Annotated in this window: 13 protein-coding genes and 2 tRNA genes; 13 read left to right on the forward strand and 2 right to left on the reverse strand. The window is 61.9% G+C overall.

What is annotated here, in order from left to right; all coding sequences use genetic code 11:
- The 5 genes from GE253_RS17845 (at position 1) to GE253_RS17865 (ending at position 8686) form a co-directional block, all read left to right on the forward strand.
- Positions 1-879 carry a DNA-3-methyladenine glycosylase gene (locus tag GE253_RS17845; RefSeq protein WP_153205494.1) on the forward strand — a complete coding sequence of 293 codons (879 nt, stop codon included), beginning with the start codon at positions 1-3 and terminating at the stop codon, positions 877-879.
- A gap of 124 nt (positions 880-1003) precedes the next feature.
- Positions 1004-1714 (forward strand): RT0821/Lpp0805 family surface protein, encoded by a 711-nt coding sequence (locus GE253_RS26570; RefSeq protein ID WP_153205495.1) that lies wholly within the window; start codon positions 1004-1006, stop codon positions 1712-1714.
- A 72-nt stretch (positions 1715-1786) separates the two neighbouring features.
- Positions 1787-2206 carry a hypothetical protein gene (locus GE253_RS17855; protein ID WP_153205496.1) on the forward strand — a complete coding sequence of 140 codons (420 nt, stop codon included), beginning with the start codon at positions 1787-1789 and terminating at the stop codon, positions 2204-2206.
- Positions 2207-2286: 80 nt separating this feature from the next.
- A complete protein-coding gene (gene dnaE, locus GE253_RS17860) occupies positions 2287-5775 on the forward strand; it encodes a DNA polymerase III subunit alpha (RefSeq protein WP_153205497.1) in 3489 nt (1162 codons plus the stop codon).
- Positions 5776-5869: 94 nt separating this feature from the next.
- Complete coding sequence (locus tag GE253_RS17865; protein ID WP_173012703.1) at positions 5870-8686, forward strand: calcium-binding protein; 2817 nt, start codon at positions 5870-5872, stop codon at positions 8684-8686.
- Positions 8687-8819: 133 nt separating this feature from the next.
- On the opposite strand, the gene GE253_RS17870 is transcribed toward GE253_RS17865, so the two are convergent.
- Positions 8820-8909, reverse strand: a tRNA-Ser gene (locus tag GE253_RS17870).
- A gap of 240 nt (positions 8910-9149) precedes the next feature.
- Here GE253_RS17870 and GE253_RS17875 point away from each other — a divergent pair.
- The 6 genes from GE253_RS17875 to gatB all read left to right on the forward strand — a co-directional run bounded on the left by GE253_RS17875 (position 9150) and on the right by gatB (position 16597).
- The gene (locus tag GE253_RS17875; protein ID WP_153205499.1) at positions 9150-11489 is read left to right on the forward strand and encodes a response regulator; all 2340 of its coding nucleotides are present in this window, start codon (positions 9150-9152) and stop codon (positions 11487-11489) included.
- Between the two features lie 58 nt (positions 11490-11547).
- Positions 11548-11949 (forward strand): response regulator, encoded by a 402-nt coding sequence (locus GE253_RS17880; protein WP_089287785.1) that lies wholly within the window; start codon positions 11548-11550, stop codon positions 11947-11949.
- Positions 11946-12416 (forward strand): GNAT family N-acetyltransferase, encoded by a 471-nt coding sequence (locus GE253_RS17885; RefSeq protein WP_247878721.1) that lies wholly within the window; start codon positions 11946-11948, stop codon positions 12414-12416. Before GE253_RS17880 ends, GE253_RS17885 begins: the two co-directional genes overlap by 4 nt.
- Positions 12417-12506: 90 nt before the next feature.
- Positions 12507-13676: a PQQ-dependent sugar dehydrogenase gene (locus GE253_RS17890; protein ID WP_153205500.1), complete on the forward strand. Its 1170-nt coding sequence runs from the start codon at positions 12507-12509 to the stop codon at positions 13674-13676.
- Between the two features lie 103 nt (positions 13677-13779).
- Positions 13780-15027 (forward strand): hypothetical protein, encoded by a 1248-nt coding sequence (locus GE253_RS17895; protein WP_153205501.1) that lies wholly within the window; start codon positions 13780-13782, stop codon positions 15025-15027.
- A gap of 115 nt (positions 15028-15142) precedes the next feature.
- The gene (gatB, locus tag GE253_RS17900; RefSeq protein ID WP_153205502.1) at positions 15143-16597 is read left to right on the forward strand and encodes an Asp-tRNA(Asn)/Glu-tRNA(Gln) amidotransferase subunit GatB; all 1455 of its coding nucleotides are present in this window, start codon (positions 15143-15145) and stop codon (positions 16595-16597) included.
- Positions 16598-16683: 86 nt separating this feature from the next.
- Here gatB and GE253_RS17905 read toward each other — a convergent pair whose 3' ends face one another.
- On the reverse strand, positions 16684-17331 hold the full coding sequence (locus GE253_RS17905; RefSeq protein ID WP_173012704.1) for a DUF3313 family protein: 648 nt from the start codon (positions 17329-17331) through the stop codon (positions 16684-16686).
- Between the two features lie 63 nt (positions 17332-17394).
- Between GE253_RS17905 and GE253_RS25910 the strand changes: the two genes are divergently transcribed.
- Entirely contained in the window at positions 17395-17649 is a 255-nt protein-coding gene (locus GE253_RS25910; RefSeq protein ID WP_173012705.1) for a hypothetical protein, read from the forward strand.
- A tRNA-Ser gene (locus GE253_RS17910) sits at positions 17628-17719 on the forward strand. Before GE253_RS25910 ends, GE253_RS17910 begins: the two co-directional genes overlap by 22 nt.
- Positions 17720-18268: the final 549 nt, after the last annotated feature.

The following is an 18268-nucleotide window of genomic DNA, read 5'->3' on the forward strand; positions in this document are numbered from 1 at the left end:
ATGGCGGGCGCGCTGCCGGACCTGGATTTGCCGGCGGGATACCGCGCCGATTGGGTGCTGGCCTATCATGGCCGCGACCCGGACGGGCTGTCGGAGCGGGTGGCGGGCAACCGCATCACCAAGCTGCTGGCCCCGGCGGGCCGTGCCATCCGGCTGGAGATCGAGATCGGGGCCGATGTCGCACGGCTTTCCGCCGACCCGGCAGACCTGAGTGCGGGGGAGGCGGCGGCCTTGGCCGATGCCGCCGCCCGGATGCTGGGCCTGGCCCTGGATGGGGCGGGGTTTGAGGCGTTGGCGGCAGAAGATGGGGAGGTGGCGCGCCTGCTGTCCCGTTGTGGCCCCGGCCTGCGCCTGCCCCAGACGGCCAGCGTGTTTGAGGCCTTGTGCTGGGCCATTGTCGGCCAGCAGGTGAATCTGCGCTTTGCCGGGCAATTGCGCCGCACGCTGATTGAACTGGCGGGGCTGGACCATCCGTCGGGCATGAAGGCCCATCCCACGCCGGCCGGGATTGCCGCCCTGGACCCGGACCTGTTGGGCCGGCTGAAATTCTCCCGCGCCAAGGCGGCCTATCTGATCACTGCCGCCAGTGCGGGTGTGGATTATGAAAGCCTGCCGCATCTGGCCCCCGATGCGGCGGAGGCGGCGCTGACCGGTATCAAGGGCATCGGCCCCTGGACGCGAGCCTATGTGCTGTTGCGCGCCTGCGCCATGCCGGATATCGCCCCCCTGGGTGACGCTGGGCTGGCGGCAGCCCTGCAATATTTCACGGGCATGGAAAGACGCCCCACGCCTGTGGAACAGGGGGAACTGATGCACCGTTTCGCGCCCTGGCGGTCGCTGGCAACGGCCCATTTATGGGCGGGTTGGTCGGCGGGGTAACGAAAAGGGGGTAGGGGCCGTGAAACCGCTTCTTCACCCTGATCATGCCCAGATTTTGCCGTGAGCCTGGTTCATCATAAGCATGATCAAGGCCCCCTGTCGGGCCTGTTATGGTGAGGTTACCATGCGTATCCGCCCTTTCACTTCCATCGCCGTGACGGCCGGCCTTGTGCTCAGCCTTGTGGTGCCGCCCTCCTTCGCGCGCCCGGATGATGATGATCGGGGCTGGGGTTGGCACGGCCATCATGATGACGACCATGATTGGCACCGCGATCGGGACTGGCACGATGACCACGACTGGCATGGGCCGGACCGGCGTCGGGATGTCTATGTGCATGAGGATGTGCATATTTACCGTCCCGGTCCCCCGCCCGGCCCGCCGCCGGGCTGGTGGGAACATGAGCGTCGGCCGGTGGTGAATTACTATATCCCGCCGCAGCGTCGCCGGGTTTACCGCGATGTGGTGGTGGTCCGCCCCTATGGTCATTGGTACAATGGTTATGGTCACTATCGCCGCGACGATGACGCCCTGCTGTGGCTAGGCCTGACCGGCATCACGCTCGCCATGCTGAACAATATCAACGAGAACCAGCAGCGCGCCCTGGAAGATGCCCAGATCCGCGCCACCGCCGCCCCCATCGGCCAGCCGATCTATTGGTCGGACAGCGGGGCCAATGGCCAGGTGGTGGCCCTGCGCGAAGGCCGCACGGCCACCGGCTCCTATTGCCGGGAATTCCAGCAGACGGTGATGATCGGCGGTCGTGCGGAAGACGCCTATGGCACCGCCTGCCGGATGCCGGACGGGGCTTGGCAGGTGGTGAACGATCAGCAGTAAGAGCCTGAACCACCGGTCCACTTGCAAGAAGCTGTAAAACAGGCATCATCTTCCCCGTAAGCGGAGGATGTCATGAGTCTGACCCAGCACACCCAGCCCCTCACCGCACCGACCGACGCCCGTCGGCCGGTGCGGGTTTATGCCGTGATTGCGGCATTGGTGGGGGCTGACGCCCTGTTGATGCCGATGCTGGAACCTGCCCTGGTTTTTGCCGATCCGCAGTTCGTGGCCATTCCAGCGATCCACTGGCTGGTGATCGCCTTGGGGCTTTCCTGTTTCGCCCTGAGCGGCACGCTGTGGTGGCTGTCCAGCAGCAAGTTTGTGGGGCTGGCGCCGCTGCTGGGCTTTGCGGCCGGTGCCTGTACCCTGGCGCTGCTGGGCATCGGCTGGAGCCATCTGACCCTGTGGGGGATGTCGTGGCTGATGGTTGCCGCCGCCACGGATATCGGCTGTGGCCTGTGGATGCGTCAGGCGCTGCGGGGCCAGAATTAGCCGACGGGGGAGTCGCATCCGGCCCCTGCTTTGCGGTAGGGTCTGGATCACTCCCGTTCCGTAGCCTGATCGTTGCCGCCTTGTCCGACCCCGGTTTCATCCATCTGCGCGTCCATTCTGCCTATTCTCTGGCGGAAGGCGCGATCAAGCCCAAGGAACTGGTGAAGCTGTGCAAGAAGCACGGCTTCCCGGCGGTGGCCGTCACCGATACCGGCAACCTGTTCGGCTGCCTGGAATTCGCCATGGCGGCATCCGACGATGGTATCCAGCCCATCATCGGCTGCCAGATGTGGATCACCCCCTTCGGCCCGCTCAAGAAGGTGGCGGGACGGGTGCTGGGGCCGGGCGCCGACCAGCTTGTGCTGCTGGTGCAGAGCGAGCAGGGGTACCGCAACCTGATGCGGCTGGTCTCCAAGGCCTTCATGGATACTGATCCCGGCCTGCTGCCCCAGGTGTCGCTGGAGGATATGGAAGGGCTGACCGATGGTTTGATCTGCCTGACCGGCGGGTTCGGCGGCGGGCTGAACCGGCTGCTGCTGGATGGGCAGAAGCCGCACGCCCTGGATCTGCTGCAAAAGCTGAAATCCCTGTTCCCGGGCCGGCTCTATATTGAATTGATGCGCCATGCCGAAGGGCCGATCGGGCAGGCGGAAGCCAAGGTTGAGCCTGATCTGATCGATCTGGCCTACGCCCATGACGTGCCGCTGGTCGCCACCAACGACGCCTATTTCGCCACAGCGGATATGTACGAGGCGCACGATGTGCTGCTCTGCATCGCCGAGGGCGCCTATGTGATGCAGGAGGAACGCCGCCGCGTCACCCCGCAGCATTATTTCAAGACCGCCGCCGAGATGCGGGAACTGTTCGCCGACCTGCCGGAGGCGGTGGATAATACCGTGGTGATCGCCCGGCGCTGCGCCTACATGCCCCGCAAGGTGGCCCCGATCCTGCCGCCGTTTGCCTGTGAGGGCGGGCGGCTGGAAGAAGACGAATTGCGCGTTCAGGCGCATGACGGTTTGACCTACCGCCTGAACAAATATGTGTTCACCAGCGGCATGGCCCAGGATGAGAAGGAGAAGATCGAGAAGGAATATCGGGAGCGGCTGGATTTCGAGCTGAATACCATCATCAAGATGAAGTTCCCCGGCTACTTCCTGATCGTGTCGGACTTCATCAAATGGGCCAAGGATCACGGGATTCCGGTGGGGCCGGGTCGTGGTTCGGGTGCGGGATCGCTGGTTGCCTGGTCATTGTTGATCACCGACCTTGATCCCATCCGCTATGGCCTGCTGTTCGAACGCTTCCTGAACCCGGAACGCGTGTCGATGCCCGACTTCGATATCGATTTCTGCCAGGATCGCCGGGAAGAGGTGATCAAATATGTTCAGCAGAAATACGGCTACGACAAGGTCGGCCAGATCATCACCTTCGGTAAGCTGCAGGCCCGCGCCGTGGTGCGCGATGTGGGGCGCACCTTGCAGATGCCCTATGGTCAGGTGGACCGTATCTGCAAACTGATCCCCAACAACCCGGCCAACCCCGTCACCCTGCAACAGGCGCTGGATGGGGAGCCGCAATTGCAGGAGATGCAGCGCGGGGATGAGACGGTGGCCCGCCTGCTGACCATCGCGCTGCGGCTGGAAGGGCTGTACCGCCACGCCTCCACCCACGCCGCCGGCGTGGTGATTGGTGACCGCCCGCTTTATGAACTGGTGCCGATGTACCGCGACCCGCGGTCCGACATGCCGGTCACCCAGTTCAACATGAAATATGTCGAACTGGCGGGGCTGGTGAAGTTCGACTTCCTGGGCCTGAAGACGCTGACCGTGCTGAAAACGGCAGTGGACCATGTGCGGGACTTGGGCCCGGAACTGGACCTGCTGGATTTGGATATGGAGGACAAGAAGTCCTACGATATCTTAGGCCGGGCAGAGAGTTCCGGCGTGTTCCAGCTGGAAAGTTCCGGGATGCGCGACGTGCTGCGCCGCATGAAGCCGAACCGGATTGAGGATATTATCGCGCTGGTGTCGCTCTATCGTCCCGGCCCGATGGATAATATCCCCAAATATATTAAGGTGAAATTCAAGCAGGAAGCGCCGGATTACATGCACCCGGCCTTACAGCCGATCCTGGAGGAAACCTTCGGGATCATGGTGTATCAGGAACAGGTGATGCAGATCGCCCAGGTGCTGGCGGGCTACAGCCTTGGCGGCGCGGACCTGCTGCGCCGCGCCATGGGTAAGAAGATCAAGGAGGAGATGGAGAAGGAACGGGCGAAGTTCATCGCCGGTTCCGCCGAAAAGCTGGCCGTGCCGGAAGAACAGTCCGGTCTGATCTTCGATCAGGTGAATAAATTCGCCGGTTACGGCTTCAATAAATCCCACGCCGCGGCCTATGCGCTGGTCGCCTATCAGACGGCCTTCATGAAGGCCAATTACCCTGTCGAGTTCATGGCAGCCACCATGACCTATGATATGGGCAATACCGACAAGTTGAACCAGTTCCGCCAGGAACTGATGCGGCTGCGGATCAAGCTGCTGCCGCCGGATGTGAACGCCTCTGCTGCCCGCTTTGCCGTGGAAACCCTGCCCGATGGCAACCGGGCGGTGCGCTATGCCCTGGCCGCCATCAAGGGGGTGGGGGCGCAGGCGATGGAATCGGTGGTGGCCGAACGCCGTGCCAATGGCCCGTTCAAGGATGTGTTCGATTTCGCCCGCCGTGTCGATCACACGGTGATGAACAAGCGGATGATGGAAAAGCTGGTCTGCGCCGGGGCCTTTGACAGCCTGTCCCGCAACCGCCAGCAATTATTCGCCGGGCTGGAAACCGTGCTGCGCTACGCCCAGGCAGAGGCGCAGCAGCGGGAAAGCGGCATGGCCAGCCTGTTCGGGGCCACCGAGGCGCTGAAGGCCCCGGACCTGCCGAAAGTGCCGGATTGGGAACCGCTGGAAAAGCTGCGGCATGAGTTCGAAGCCATCGGCTTCTACCTTTCGGCCCACCCGATGGATACGTTTGCCCCCGCACTCACCCGGATGCGGGTGGTGAAACATGCCGATCTGCCCAAGGCAATGCGCGATGCCAAATCCACCCGCTACAAGATGGCCGGTATCGTGGTGGCCCGCCAGGAACGCACGGCCAAAAGCGGCAACCGCTTCGCCTTCGTTACCCTGTCGGACGCCACCGGTGTTTTCGAAGTAACCCTGTTCCAGGAAACGCTCGCCCAGAGCCGGGAGATGCTGGAGGCCGGTAAGGCCGTGCTGGTGGCGGTAGATGCCCAGCGCAACGGGGAGGAAATCCGCCTGACCTGCCACGGGGTACAGTTGCTGGAGGAGGAGGTCTCAAAGACCGCCGCTGGCTTGCGCATTCTGGTGGATGATGTGCGCGCCGTGGAGGGCATCAAAAACACCCTCTCCCGCCTGCCGCCGGGGCGCGGCAAGGTGATGCTGGCGGTGGAAATGGATGCCCTGCGGGAGGTGGAGATCGCCTTGCCGAAGACCTTCCAGATCGACAGCACCGGGCGCGCCGCCATCAAATCCCTGCACGGGGTGGTGGAGGTGCTGGAGTTGTAGAAAGCTGAACTACCACTTCAGCCCGATTGCGTTTGTTAAGTAACTCACTTACCGTATCCCTGATTGATAAAACCGGTCAATGGGGAAGCGGATTATGGGCATCGTGGTTACCAGCCAGCCTGTCATTGGCGGGAATGGGCTGAAGCTGTCTGGAACAGCCACGGGGGCTGTTATCGTCAGCTATGTTAATGGCTCTCTGCTGGTGACGGAGGGAGGGGTTGCGGTCGATACCTACGGCATCTCCCTGCCCTTGAAGGAGATTGATGCCTCTGCTGTCAGCGGCATGGCGGTTTCCCTGACAGCCAATGTGGCGGGCGGCATCCGGCTGATTGGCACGGGGCTGGATGATACGCTGGTGGGCGGTGCGGGTAATGACACGCTGATCGGCGGTGCCGGGGCAGACAGTCTGACGGGCGGCGGCGGTGCCGATGAATTTGTGGCTTATGATAGCGGCACGCAATATATGCCGCCGGCTGATGTGATCACCGATTTTGCTGTTGGCGATGTGATCCAGTTCGGTGACCCTGTCACCAGCATCTACGACGGTACACGCCGTGTTCCCTTCGATGGGGAGTTGCAGGTGGCGGCCAATGCCGATGGAACCACCTATCTGGGGTTGGGAGCATCTCGCATTGTCGGTTACAGCTACACGCTCTCAAACAGTTACAGCGCCAGTTCATTCACTATCGCCGACGGTACCTCAGGGCGCGTGACCCTGGTGTCGCAGGCGACGGTAACGCCAACGGAGGGGGCCGATCTGCTGACCGGTACCACCGGCAATGACAGCATTGCCGGTTTGGGTGGCAACGACACAATAATCGGCTTGACCGGCAGCGACACGCTGGATGGTGGAGCCGGTGATGATGTGCTGCGACAGAATTTTGGCGGATACAGCATCCTTTATGGCGGCACGGGTTTTGATGCCGCCGACCTTAATTATGATCCCGCCAATGGTGCCCGCACCCACTCCATCGTTGCCCAGTTCAATGAAGAGGAAATGTCGGGTGTCCGCATCAATACCTATTACATAACCTCGCAAGTCGAGGGTGAGGTCTACCTGATTGATGTAGAGAAGGCGACGATCAACGGTGTTGAATACCGGATCAGCAATGGTACCCTTTATAACAATGTGCTGACGGGCGCTACAGAGGCCCGCAATTTGATTTCTGGTAATCGCGGTAACGATTCCATAACCGGTGGCAACCTTCAGGATACGCTTTATGGCGGTTGGGGGGTGGATACGCTGCGCGGGGGTGCTGGCGACGATCTGTTGATCGGCGGTCGGGACAGTGACCTGCTGGATGGCGGTGCCGGTACGGATCAGGCCATTCTGGATTATTCTGAGAATGCCTATGCGGTGGCCATCACCGTGACGGATAACAGCATCACCATCGATAATGGTGACCATGATCAATTGATCTCCATTGAGGAGGTTCAGGTCACCGGCACCCGGTACGCGGACACGATCACCGGGGGTAACCGGAACGAGACGCTGAACGGCGGTGCCGGTGCCGACCTTATTAAGGGTGGCGGCGGGGCGGATGTACTGAAGGGCGGTGCCGGTAATGACACGCTTTGGGGCGGTACCGGCAACGACCTGTTCGTGATGGGCGGCCAGCGGGGCAGCATCGATTCAGATCGCATTGCAGATTTTCATGCGGGCGATCAGCTCTCATTCACGAACCGGCTTGATGACGGGCAACTCGCCATCACCAATTATGGCGCCGGTAGCGGTGACGGGTTGGGGCTGGGCGAAGTCCGCTATGAGAATATTGCTGATGGCACGGTCCGGCTCCATGTCGGCGCAGACACGGTGGCGGGGGCAGACTATATCGTTGAGATTGCCGGGCTTGGTACCGGGGCGCTGCTGAGCATTGCGGACGGTAACCGTCTGGTTCTGGCCCCAACCGCCATTACCAACGGTCAGGGTACGGATAATGCCGATATTATCCAGGGTCCGGCGGGTCATACCCTTCTGAAGGGCGGCAAAGGCAACGACCTGATCATTGGCGGCAGTGGCACCCAGGCAGCGGGCATGAATGCCAATTTTGCCGATGTCACCATTCTGCGGGATGGGAGTGGTGGCGTGCAGGTGATCGATGGCCGACCCGACGGGGAAGGCGCAGATGTGTTTTCCGGTATCGAGCTGTTGCGCCTGAATGACCGCGTGGTCTTGCTGACAACGCCCGATCTGCGTTCGCCCGTGCCTTCCAGCCAGGTGGATGAGACTTGGTATCTGGCCAGGAATCCGGATGTAGCGGATGTGGTGGCGCGGGGGCTGCTGCAAAGCGCGACGCAGCATTTCCAGCTTTATGGTCAGGCGGAAGGGCGGCAGCCCAACGCCGTGTCGGATAATCTGGGCAATGGCTTTAGTGAAAGCGCCTATCTGGACCGCTATGCGGATGTGCGGGTGGCCGTAAACCAGGGCATCTTCAGCAGCGGCTATCACCATTATCAGGTTGCGGGTCGGGCGGAGGGACGGGCCGGCTATGTCGACCAGGGCCTTCTGGCCTATGGGTATGATGAGAAATATTATCTGGCGGCCAATCCTGATGTAGCCGCCTCCGTTCGGGTGGGGGATCTGGCCAACGGGTACGAGCATTTCGTGCGATCCGGCTTCCAGGAAGGGCGTGATCCCAACGCCTTCTTCGACACCCGATGGTATCTGTCAAAGAACCCGGATGTGGCATCGGCCGTACAACAGGGGGTGCTGCCCAGCGCGGCAGCCCATTTCTATACCTATGGCTGGCGGGAAGGACGCGATCCCTCGGCAGCTTTCGATATCAGTGCCTATAACACCGACCATCCGGATGTAGCGTCGGCCGGGCTGAACCCGCTTTTGCATTTCCTGCAATATGGTGCCGCCGAGGGGCGCATCGTGCAGGGGCTGGGGGATGGCGACTGGCTTTAAGAGGGCAAGGCTGGCGCCCACCCCATTCACAGGTACCAAGGGTGCCGCTGGTGAACGGGGTGGGCTAAAATCCTTTGAGAACGAACGAAAAAAGCCGCATGAGCGGCCCGATTTCCTGTCACTATCCGGTGGATGGCGGAAGAGGTGGGATTCGAACCCACGGACAGCTCGCACCGTCGCTGGTTTTCAAGACCAGTGCCTTAAACCACTCGGCCACTCTTCCTACGTATCCGGTCAGACCTTTGTCGGGCAACACGGATGCTGGGCGACACGCGTAACCGAACTGGCGCCGCAGAGCAAGCCCGTTCTGCGTTCCCATGTCACACATCGGCCAAATGCAGGGGCCGAAGGGCGAAGGTTGAGTTGTTGGGCTACTTTGATATGCTTTAATTGTCAGATGACCAAGCGGTGACAATATACCGATAGTATACGGTTTAAGTCCGTTGACGGGAAAGGGAGCGTGATGGAGGGGGAGGACGGCGACGATCTGTTCGCGCCGGAGGAGCCGGATGCCGGTCCCGTCGGCAATGGATCGGATTCCCTTGCCCAATTGCCCCCCTGGCCTGTGCTGGTGGTGGATGATGATGAGGAAGTCCATGTGATGACCCGGCTGGTACTGGGCCGGTTGCGTTACAAGGACAGGACGCTGGAATTGCTGACCGCCCGTTCTGCCGCAGAGGCGGAAGCGATTCTGCGCCAGCGGGACGATATTGCTGTCGCCCTGGTGGATATCGTCATGGAAACCGATGATGCGGGTCTGCGGCTTGCGCGCTGCATCCGCAATGAGATCGCTAACAGCGACATCCGCATCATCCTGCGCACCGGCCAGCCCGGACAGGCGCCGGTGCGGGAGGTGATCGTCAGCTACGACATCAATGATTACAAGTCCAAGACAGAGTTGACCTCGGAAAAGCTGTTCATCACTATCGTTACCGGCCTGCGCGCCTATGACAATATTCGCAGTGCACGGGAGGCGGAGAGCGCCAGCCGTTTGAAATCCGCCTTCCTGGCGGCGATGAGCCATGAAATCCGCACCCCGATGAACGGGGTGCTGGGGATGCTGGAACTGCTGGGCCATAGCAGCCTGACAGCTGAACAGCGGGAAATGTTGGAAACAGCGCGTGATTCGGCCGGCACCCTGCTGCATATCATCGATGACATCCTGGATTTCTCCAAGATCGAAGCCGGTCGTATGGATATTGAACGGCAGCCGCTGGATATCCATGCGCTGATGGAAGGTGTTGCGGAAACTCTGGCCCCGGCTGCCCGCAAGAAGGGCATTGCCCTTCACCTGCATATCTGCCCAACCATTCCCGCATCTTTGCTGGGCGATCCGGTACGCCTGCGGCAGGTTCTGTTCAATCTGGCCGGCAATGCGGTGAAATTCACCGAACAGGGCCATGTTGCCATCCGTCTGGAACGGTTGGCCGGTGCTGCGACCCAGGGTCTGGCCCTGCGTCTGACGGTGACTGACACCGGTATCGGCATTCCCGATGAGCTGAAGGCCAAGCTGTTCCAGCCCTTTACCCAGGCTGACAGTTCCACCAGCCGCCGTTTCGGCGGCACCGGGCTGGGGCTGTCCATCACCCGGCGTCTGGCGGAATTGATGCAGGGGCGCATCGGCCTGGAAAGCCGGATTGGCCGGGGCTCCACCTTCTGGGTGGAACTGGAATTGGAGGAAGGGCCGGGCGATGGCGGGGAGGCCCTGTCCTTCCCCGGCCTTTGTGTTGCCCTGCGGCTGTCTGATCCCTTGCTGCGCCAGACGCTGGAGACCTATCTGACGCATGTTGGCGCGGTGGTGCTGACTGACGATGACCGGGCGCTGCCGGATATCACCATCGCCGATACGGCCTCGGCCCTGTCCGGCCCTGGCAAGGCCATCCTGCTGGTAGATGGCGAAGCCGGGCGGCCGGCGGGGGTGGATTATTTCCTGAACCGGCCGGTGCGGCGTGCGGCACTTTATCGGCTGCTGGCCAGGGCTCAGGGCCTCTATGCCGAGGAGATGGCGGAGCCGGCAAGGCCCGCCCCGACGCCACCGCCGGGGCGGGATGCGGCAGCGGCCAGTGGCCGGCTGGTGCTGGTGGCGGAGGATCACCGTGTCAACCAGATGGTGATCAGCCGGCAGTTGGCGCTGCTGGGCTATGCCTGCGACATGCACTCGGATGGCCGCTCTGCGCTGGCCGCCTGGCGCCAGGGCGGCCACGCCCTGCTGCTGACCGATTGCAACATGCCGGAGATGGATGGGTATGAACTGACCTCTGCCATCCGTGCGGCGGAGGCGGCGGAGGGCCGTCAACGCCTGCCCATCGTGGCGTTGACGGCCAATGCCATGGCGGGGGAGGATCAGCGCTGCATCAATGCCGGTATGGATGGTTTCCTGTCCAAGCCGCTGGACCTGAAACAGCTGCAGGAATGCCTGGAACGCTGGGGCCGGGGGGGTGATGAACCGGCGTCGGCCGATGACCGCCAGCCGGATGCCGATTTCGATCCTGCCATGACGCTGGCCCTGTTCGGCTGCCTGGATGCCGAAGCCCGGGATTTCCTGGCAACCTTTGTGGACAGCCTGCAACCGCTGCGGGACGAGAGCCTGTCGGCCCTGGCGACGGGCGATCTGGAAACGGCGCGCGCGCGCATCCATGCGCTGGCCGGTGTGGCCAAGAATGGCGGGGCCGATCCGCTGGGCCGTTTGGCCGACCGAATCGAACAGGCGCTGCGGGCCGGCGATGGGGCAGAGGCCTCGCGCCTGGCGGCAGCGCTGCCCGATATGGTCGGCCGGGTGATCAACGCGATTGCACAATTATAGCCTTATCAATCTTGTCGCGGTAGTATCCGCGCGATCTATTACGCGCTGCGAGGGGTAGATGGTCGGCTTTGTCAGCTTCTCACGCATGAACGCCCTGATTGTGGAGGATCAGTCCTTCATCCGGACCGTCGTCTCGCGCATCCTGAAGCAGCTTGATTTCAACAATATCTGGGAAGCGGAGGAGGGGACGGCCGGGCTGGATATCGCGCTGGAGCGGCGGCCCGATGTCATCATCTGCGATATTGAGATGGAGCCGATGGACGGGCTGACCTTCCTGCAGCAGCTGCGCCAAAAGGAAGAGCTGGGGCGGCGGACGCCGGTGATTTTCCTGACCAACCATGCCCAGAAGGATATTGTGCTGAAAGCCCGCGATCTGGGCGTCAACGCCTTCATCGCCAAGCCGGTGACCGTTATTGGCCTGCGGGACAAGCTGGCTGTGCTGCTGGGGGTTCGCCGTTGAGCCCGCCCGCCCTGGACGAGTTGCGTTTTGCCTGGCAACCCTTTGCCGCCTTCGATGCAGCCTCCCTCTATCGGGTGCTGCGGTTCCGGCAGGATATTTTCATCGTTGAACAGAATTCCGCCTATGCCGATCTGGATGGGCTGGACCCCGTCTGTGACCATCTGCTGGTGACGGATGGGGCAGGGGGGCTGGCAGCCTATCTGCGGGCCCGTGGTCCCGCTGAGGGGGAGCCGGCCTTCATCGGTCGGATCGTTGTGGCCCCGTCCTGGCGTGGCACCGGGCTGGGGCGGCATCTGGTGGCCGCTGGCCTGGACCATCTGGCCCGGCTTTATCCCGCTGCCCCCATTCGCATCGGCGCGCAGCTTCATCTGGAAGGGTTTTATGCCGGTTTCGGGTTTGTCACCGACGGGCCGCCCTATGATGATGGCGGCATTGCGCACCTGACCATGTGGCTGCGGCGCGCGTGAACGGCTTTTTCACGTCTTCGCCCCTTGGTGAGGCGCTGGTTACCCCCTATCTAGGCCAGCAATCATAATCCAGCCGGAGATGGGACACCCATGTTCATCCGCGCCGCTTTGCTTGGCAGTACCCTCGCCCTTTTCAGCCTGACCGCCTCGGCGGCTCCCCAGAAATTCACCAGCTTTCCTGCTCCCAAGGCCCGGCATGACGTGAAGGTGACGGTGGTTGCAGAAGGGTTGGATACGCCCTGGGCCATCGCCTTCACGCCCGATGGCCGCATTCTGGTGACGGAACGGACGGGCCATGTCCGGGTGATCAAGGATGGCAAGCTGTTGCCGGACCCGGTGAAGGGCCTGCCGGTGATTGAGGAGTTTGGCCAAGGGGGGCTGCTGGATATCGCACTGGACCCCGATTATGCCAGCAATCGCTATGTCTATCTTTCCTTCATGGAAAAGGCGGACAAGGGGCCGGATGCCAAGCCGCGTGACCAGGACAAGGGCAATCGCACATTGGTGGCGCGTTTCACCGATGACGGGACATCCTTCACCGATATGAAGGTGCTGTACCGTGGCAGCTTGGTCAGCAGCCGGCTGCATTTCGGCAGCCGCTTCGCCTTTGACCCGCAAGGGCGGCTTTATTTCGGGATTGGGGAGCGTGGGCAGCAGGATCGCGCGCAGGATCTGCTGGATGCGGCCGGTAAGATCTTCCGCCTGGAGCGTGACGGTACCGTGCCGGCGGATAACCCCTTTGTCGGCCGCGCCGATGCGCTGCCGGAAATCTTCACCTATGGCAACCGCAATCCCCAGGGGCTGGCCACCCAGCCGGGCAGCGGTCTGATCTGGGAAAGCGAGCATGGGCCGCAGGGCGGGGATGAGATCAACATCATCCGCTCCGGCACCAATTATGGCTGGCCGGTCATCACCTATGGCAAGACCTATGGGCTGGGGCTGAAAATCGGCGAAGGCACGGAGAGGGAAGGCATGGCGCAACCCGTGCTGTATTTCGTGCCCTCGCTGGCCCTGTCGGGCATGACATTCTATGATGGGGCGACGCTGCCCTTCTGGCGGGGGGATCTGATTGTCGGTCTGTTGGCGGGTGGCATCGCCCGGCTGGATGTGGAGGGCGACAAGGTGGTGGCCACGGAACGGCTGCTGGAGGCGGAATTGCCGCGCACCCGCGATGTGGCGGTGGGGCCGGATGGCCGGCTTTACGCGCTGATCGAAGCGCCAGGACCGGAAGGCAAGCTGGTGCGTATCGATAGAAAGTAGCATGACATCCGTGTGTAACCCCTATCGGATATATTGGTTCTGGACAAAATGCCCTGCCGGTCGCATGATTTAAGGCACGCGATCGGCAGGGGAGGGCTTTGTCATGGCGCTTTCTGGAAGCGTTTCCACCATTCTGGGTGCCACCCAGAAACTGTTCCAGGCCAAGGCACAGGCGGCGTGGAAGCAGATCGCTGATGCCAACAAGGCGGCAAACCTGCCGGGGGGAGCAAATAAGCAAACCCCTCAGAATGCCGCGACGGCTGCGATCCTGGACAGGATTGATCCCGCCACGCGGAAGAAGCTGCAGGCGATGCAGAAGGACACCGATTCCCTGGTCAAGAAACTCTCTGACAGCGGCGGGGAATCGAAAAAGGAAGTAGCCATGCGCAAGGCCGACGATGCCAAGCGCAAACTGAAGGCATTGAAACTGCAAGCGCAAATGGCAGCTGCCTCTGGTGACAAAAAGGCCGCCGCCCGCATTGCGCGCGAGGTTTCCCAGCTGGCCAAAGAGTTGGGGCAGGCGGCCAAGGATTATGGCGGCGGCGGTACCGATGCGGTAACGGCCGTTACAGGTGCCCATTCGGCTGCCGCAGGACAAGCGTCAGCGACAGCGGGTGCGGCCAAAGGGGAGGCTGCCGCTGCGACTACTGCGGCAACAGCCGTTGCAGCCACTGTTCAGCCGGGCGCCACAGCACCCGCCGCGACGACCGGGGAGGTTGCTCAGGCCCAGGCTGCTGCTGCTTCAACGGCGGCGGTTTCCCCGCCTTCTGCGCAGACAGAGGCCACTGAAAAGGCTACCGCCGAGGCGGAAGGGGCGGAGGCGACGGTCACCGCTGAAGGTGAAAGCTCCGCCGGTACCGACACGGAAGCGAAGGGCGTGGATACAGCTGCCACTGAGGTGACTGATAAAACGGCGACCGATAAAGCGCAGACTGATAAGGCGAAGGCGGGAGCTGCAGCCGCTGCGAGTAATCCCACCACTGCCAATAACGCGGCGACCGATAAAGCGCCGGCTGATGGGGCGAAGGCGGGAGCCACGGCCTCTCCGAATAATCCCACCAGCACCGCGCGGACCGAGCTGGATGCCAAGCGCGAAGCCATCATGAAGGAAGGGGCGGCGCGCAAGGCGGCCGGTGAATTCTATAATGATGTGCGGGGCAGCATGGCCCAGCTGCGTTCCCTGCTGGATCAGATGAAAAGGCTGGCCAAGCGCGATGGGGAGCCGGGGACGGCCACCCAGATGGATCAGGCCTCCCGCGATATGGCGGAGGGGGAGCAGATGCTGAATGATGCCGCCGGCCCCGGCACTTTGGCCCTGCCATCGGGGTCGCTGGTGCAAATATCTGTCTGATCGACATCACAGCAGCGCTGATACAGCCATAAAGCGTGGCAAGCCCCTTGCCCTTTGCGGCGAATCCCGCCAGAAAACAACCTTGTCTATTTCCGTTACTCAGAGCGCAGAGACGATGGCTTACCGCATTCAGGGCGAGACGGGTGAGTGGGAGGTTGTGATCGGGCTGGAGGTTCATGCCCAGGTCATTTCCAAGGCGAAGCTGTTCAGTGGCGCTGCCACGGAATTCGGTGCCGCGCCCAACAGCCAAGTGAGCTTCGTTGATGCCGGCTTCCCCGGCATGTTGCCGGTGATCAATGAAATTTGCGTCGAACAGGCGGTCCGCACGGGCCTGGGCCTGAAGGCGCAGATCAACCTGTACAGCGTCTTCGACCGCAAGAACTATTTCTATGCCGATCTGCCGTCCGGCTATCAGATCAGCCAGTTCAAGCAGCCGATCGTCGGCGAAGGCACCATCATCCTGGATCTGGCCGATGGTGCTACGCGGGAAGTGGCGATTGAGCGGCTGCATCTGGAAATGGATGCCGGCAAGTCCCTGCATGATCAGCACCCGTCCAAGACCTATGTCGACCTGAACCGGGCCGGCGTGGCGCTGATGGAAATCGTCTCCAAGCCGGACATGCGGGCACCGGAAGAGGCGGCGGCTTATTTGCGTAAGCTGCGCACCATCCTGCGCTATCTCGGCACCTGCGACGGCAACATGGAAGAAGGTTCCATGCGCTGCGACATCAATGTGTCGGTGCGCAAGCCGGGTGGTCCGCTGGGCACCCGCACGGAAACCAAGAACGTCAATTCCATCCGCTATGTGCAGCAGGCCATCGAGTATGAGGCACAGCGCCAGGTGGAATTGATTGAGGAAGGCGGCACGGTGGTGCAGGAAACCCGGCTGTGGGATCCGGGCAAGAATATCACCCGCTCCATGCGTTCCAAGGAAGAGGCGCATGATTACCGCTATTTCCCCGATCCGGACCTGCTGCCGTTGGTGCTGGAACAGGGCTTTGTCGACCAGATCAAGGCCACCCTGCCGGAACTGCCGGACGACAAGAAGGCCCGCTTCATCGAACAGTACAAGCTGACGCCCTATGATGCTGGCGTGCTGGTGGCGGAGCGTGTCCGCGCCGATTTCTATGAGGAAGTGGCCAAGGGCCGCGACCCGAAGATGGCGGCCAATTTCGTCATCGGCGATCTGCTGGGCGCTTTGAACAAGACCGGCAAGGATATCAGCGAATCGCCGATCTCCGCCGCTGATCTGGGCGGGCTGATCGACCTGATCACCGACAACACCATCTCCGGCCGTCTGGCCAAGGATGTGTTTGCCCTGATGCTGGAAACCGGCAAGCCGGCGGCCGTGATCGTCGATGAGCAGGGGCTGCGGCAGGTGACCGATACCGGCGCCATTGACGCCGTCATCGCCCAGGTGATGGAGGCCAATCCCGACAAGGTGGCCGAATATCGCTCCGGCAAGGACAAGCTGTTCGGCTTCTTCGTCGGTCAGGTGATGAAGGCCAGCCAGGGCAAGGCCAACCCGGCCATGGTAAACGACCTGCTGGCGCAGAAGCTGAAGGGCTGAGCGGTAGAGTCAGCCGTGTCGGTTCAGTAAAAGAGCCCCGGCGTCACCGCCGGGGCTCTTTCTGCATTCAGGGGATGCTTTACGGCTCAACTGCCCTGGTTGGCTGCCGGTACCAGCAGCTTGGTCAATTGCTTGGCCCAGCGACTGCTGAACCGGTCCGCATCGCCATAGAAGGTGTAGGTATTTACATTGTCGGGGAAGGGCAGGCCCATATCCGCATCGGCGATGGTGGCCAGCACCTGGCCCGACTGGCTGTCGCGGATAATGGCCTGGAAGGCGGCACTGCCCACGGAATAGACCCGATCCACCATGGTGCCGCTGACCTTGCGGGCATTGTAGGCGCGGTTGGGCACATAGTCGGTGAAGGTGATCTCCAGCTTCAACACGCCGGGGCCCGCCTGATCCACCAGGGTCGGCCCCATGGCTTTCTTCAGCTTCTCGGTCAGGTATTCAATGGCGTGGTCGCGGTCGCGGTTAGACAGCAGCACATCATCAAATCGCCGTTCCACGCTCAGCCCAATGGGGGCCAGCATCACCTTGCCATAGCTGGCGAGATTGACACCGGGGCGCACCATCAGCTTGTCCAGCGTATCATGGTCCTGCTCCACCAGCCCTTCATTGGGCAGGGGCGGGGCCTTCTCCGACTTCACCGAATCCCAGGCACTGGCGGCATGTGCCGCCGTGCCGGCCAACAGCATCAGCGACAGCCCCAGCACCCCGGCGAACCGCGCCATGGCACTGCCGGAACGAATCATTGTTGAAGGAATGGGGGTGGCCGGCTGGACCGGACCCGGGGCATGATGTCCGAACATCGTTCGATCTCCATGATTTGGCGGCGGAAACCCCGCCGAACAGCCTTTTTGGGCGGTTTTTTGCCAGGTCGCCCCCGTCCCGACATGGTCCGCAAGCCCGCGCGGATCATCTTTTTACAATGGGGTGAGTTAGAGGCGTTGACAAGCCCGCTTCATACCCTTAAACACGCCTCCACCGACGACGCCGGTGACCGAAAGGAACTGGCGGCACACGGTGCGGAGGGGTGGCCGAGCGGCTGAAGGCAACGGTTTGCTAAACCGTCATACCGGGAAACTGGTATCGTGGGTTCGAATCCCATCCCCTCCGCCATCTACCTGATAGAGACCAAGAACCGGGCCGCTCACGCGGCCTTTTTTCTTTTTGGGTCAAAGGGGTTTAGCGCCTGCGGTGTTACCGTGGAGCAGCGGCGGCATTGCCCCGTGACCCGGATTCGGCGTCTCCGTCTCCAACCGACTTTACCGGTCCCGTTTCAGTACAGATTCGGAAATATGAGCAAAAGCCAATGCTTATGCATTGGCCTTCGTTTTGATTTTGACTGATTCGGCTTGGTGGCGGCAGTCATTCCAACCATCAGTAAATTATGTGCCCACAGCGTGCCGGAGCTGTGTTCAGTGAAGACGTGCGAATTTCGGCGAAGAAGCCCCTGCATCTTTCTGGAACGCAGCCGGCCTGTTAGGTTGGGCCTGCCCTAACCTTCGAAAGAGTTGTCCGCCACCCAGCGACGCAACTCTTCTTCGGATCGTTCCCCGGCGGCAACGGATATAATCATGTCGGCAGCTTCTCGCTCGCTGACATCCAGGTGCAGGCCGTTCATCAGCAACGTCATACCAAGCGCCGCGAAACCCGCCCGCTTGTTTC

The sequence above is a fragment of the Niveispirillum sp. SYP-B3756 genome, assembly GCF_009495745.1.
Classification (GTDB): Bacteria; Pseudomonadota; Alphaproteobacteria; order Azospirillales; family Azospirillaceae; genus Niveispirillum.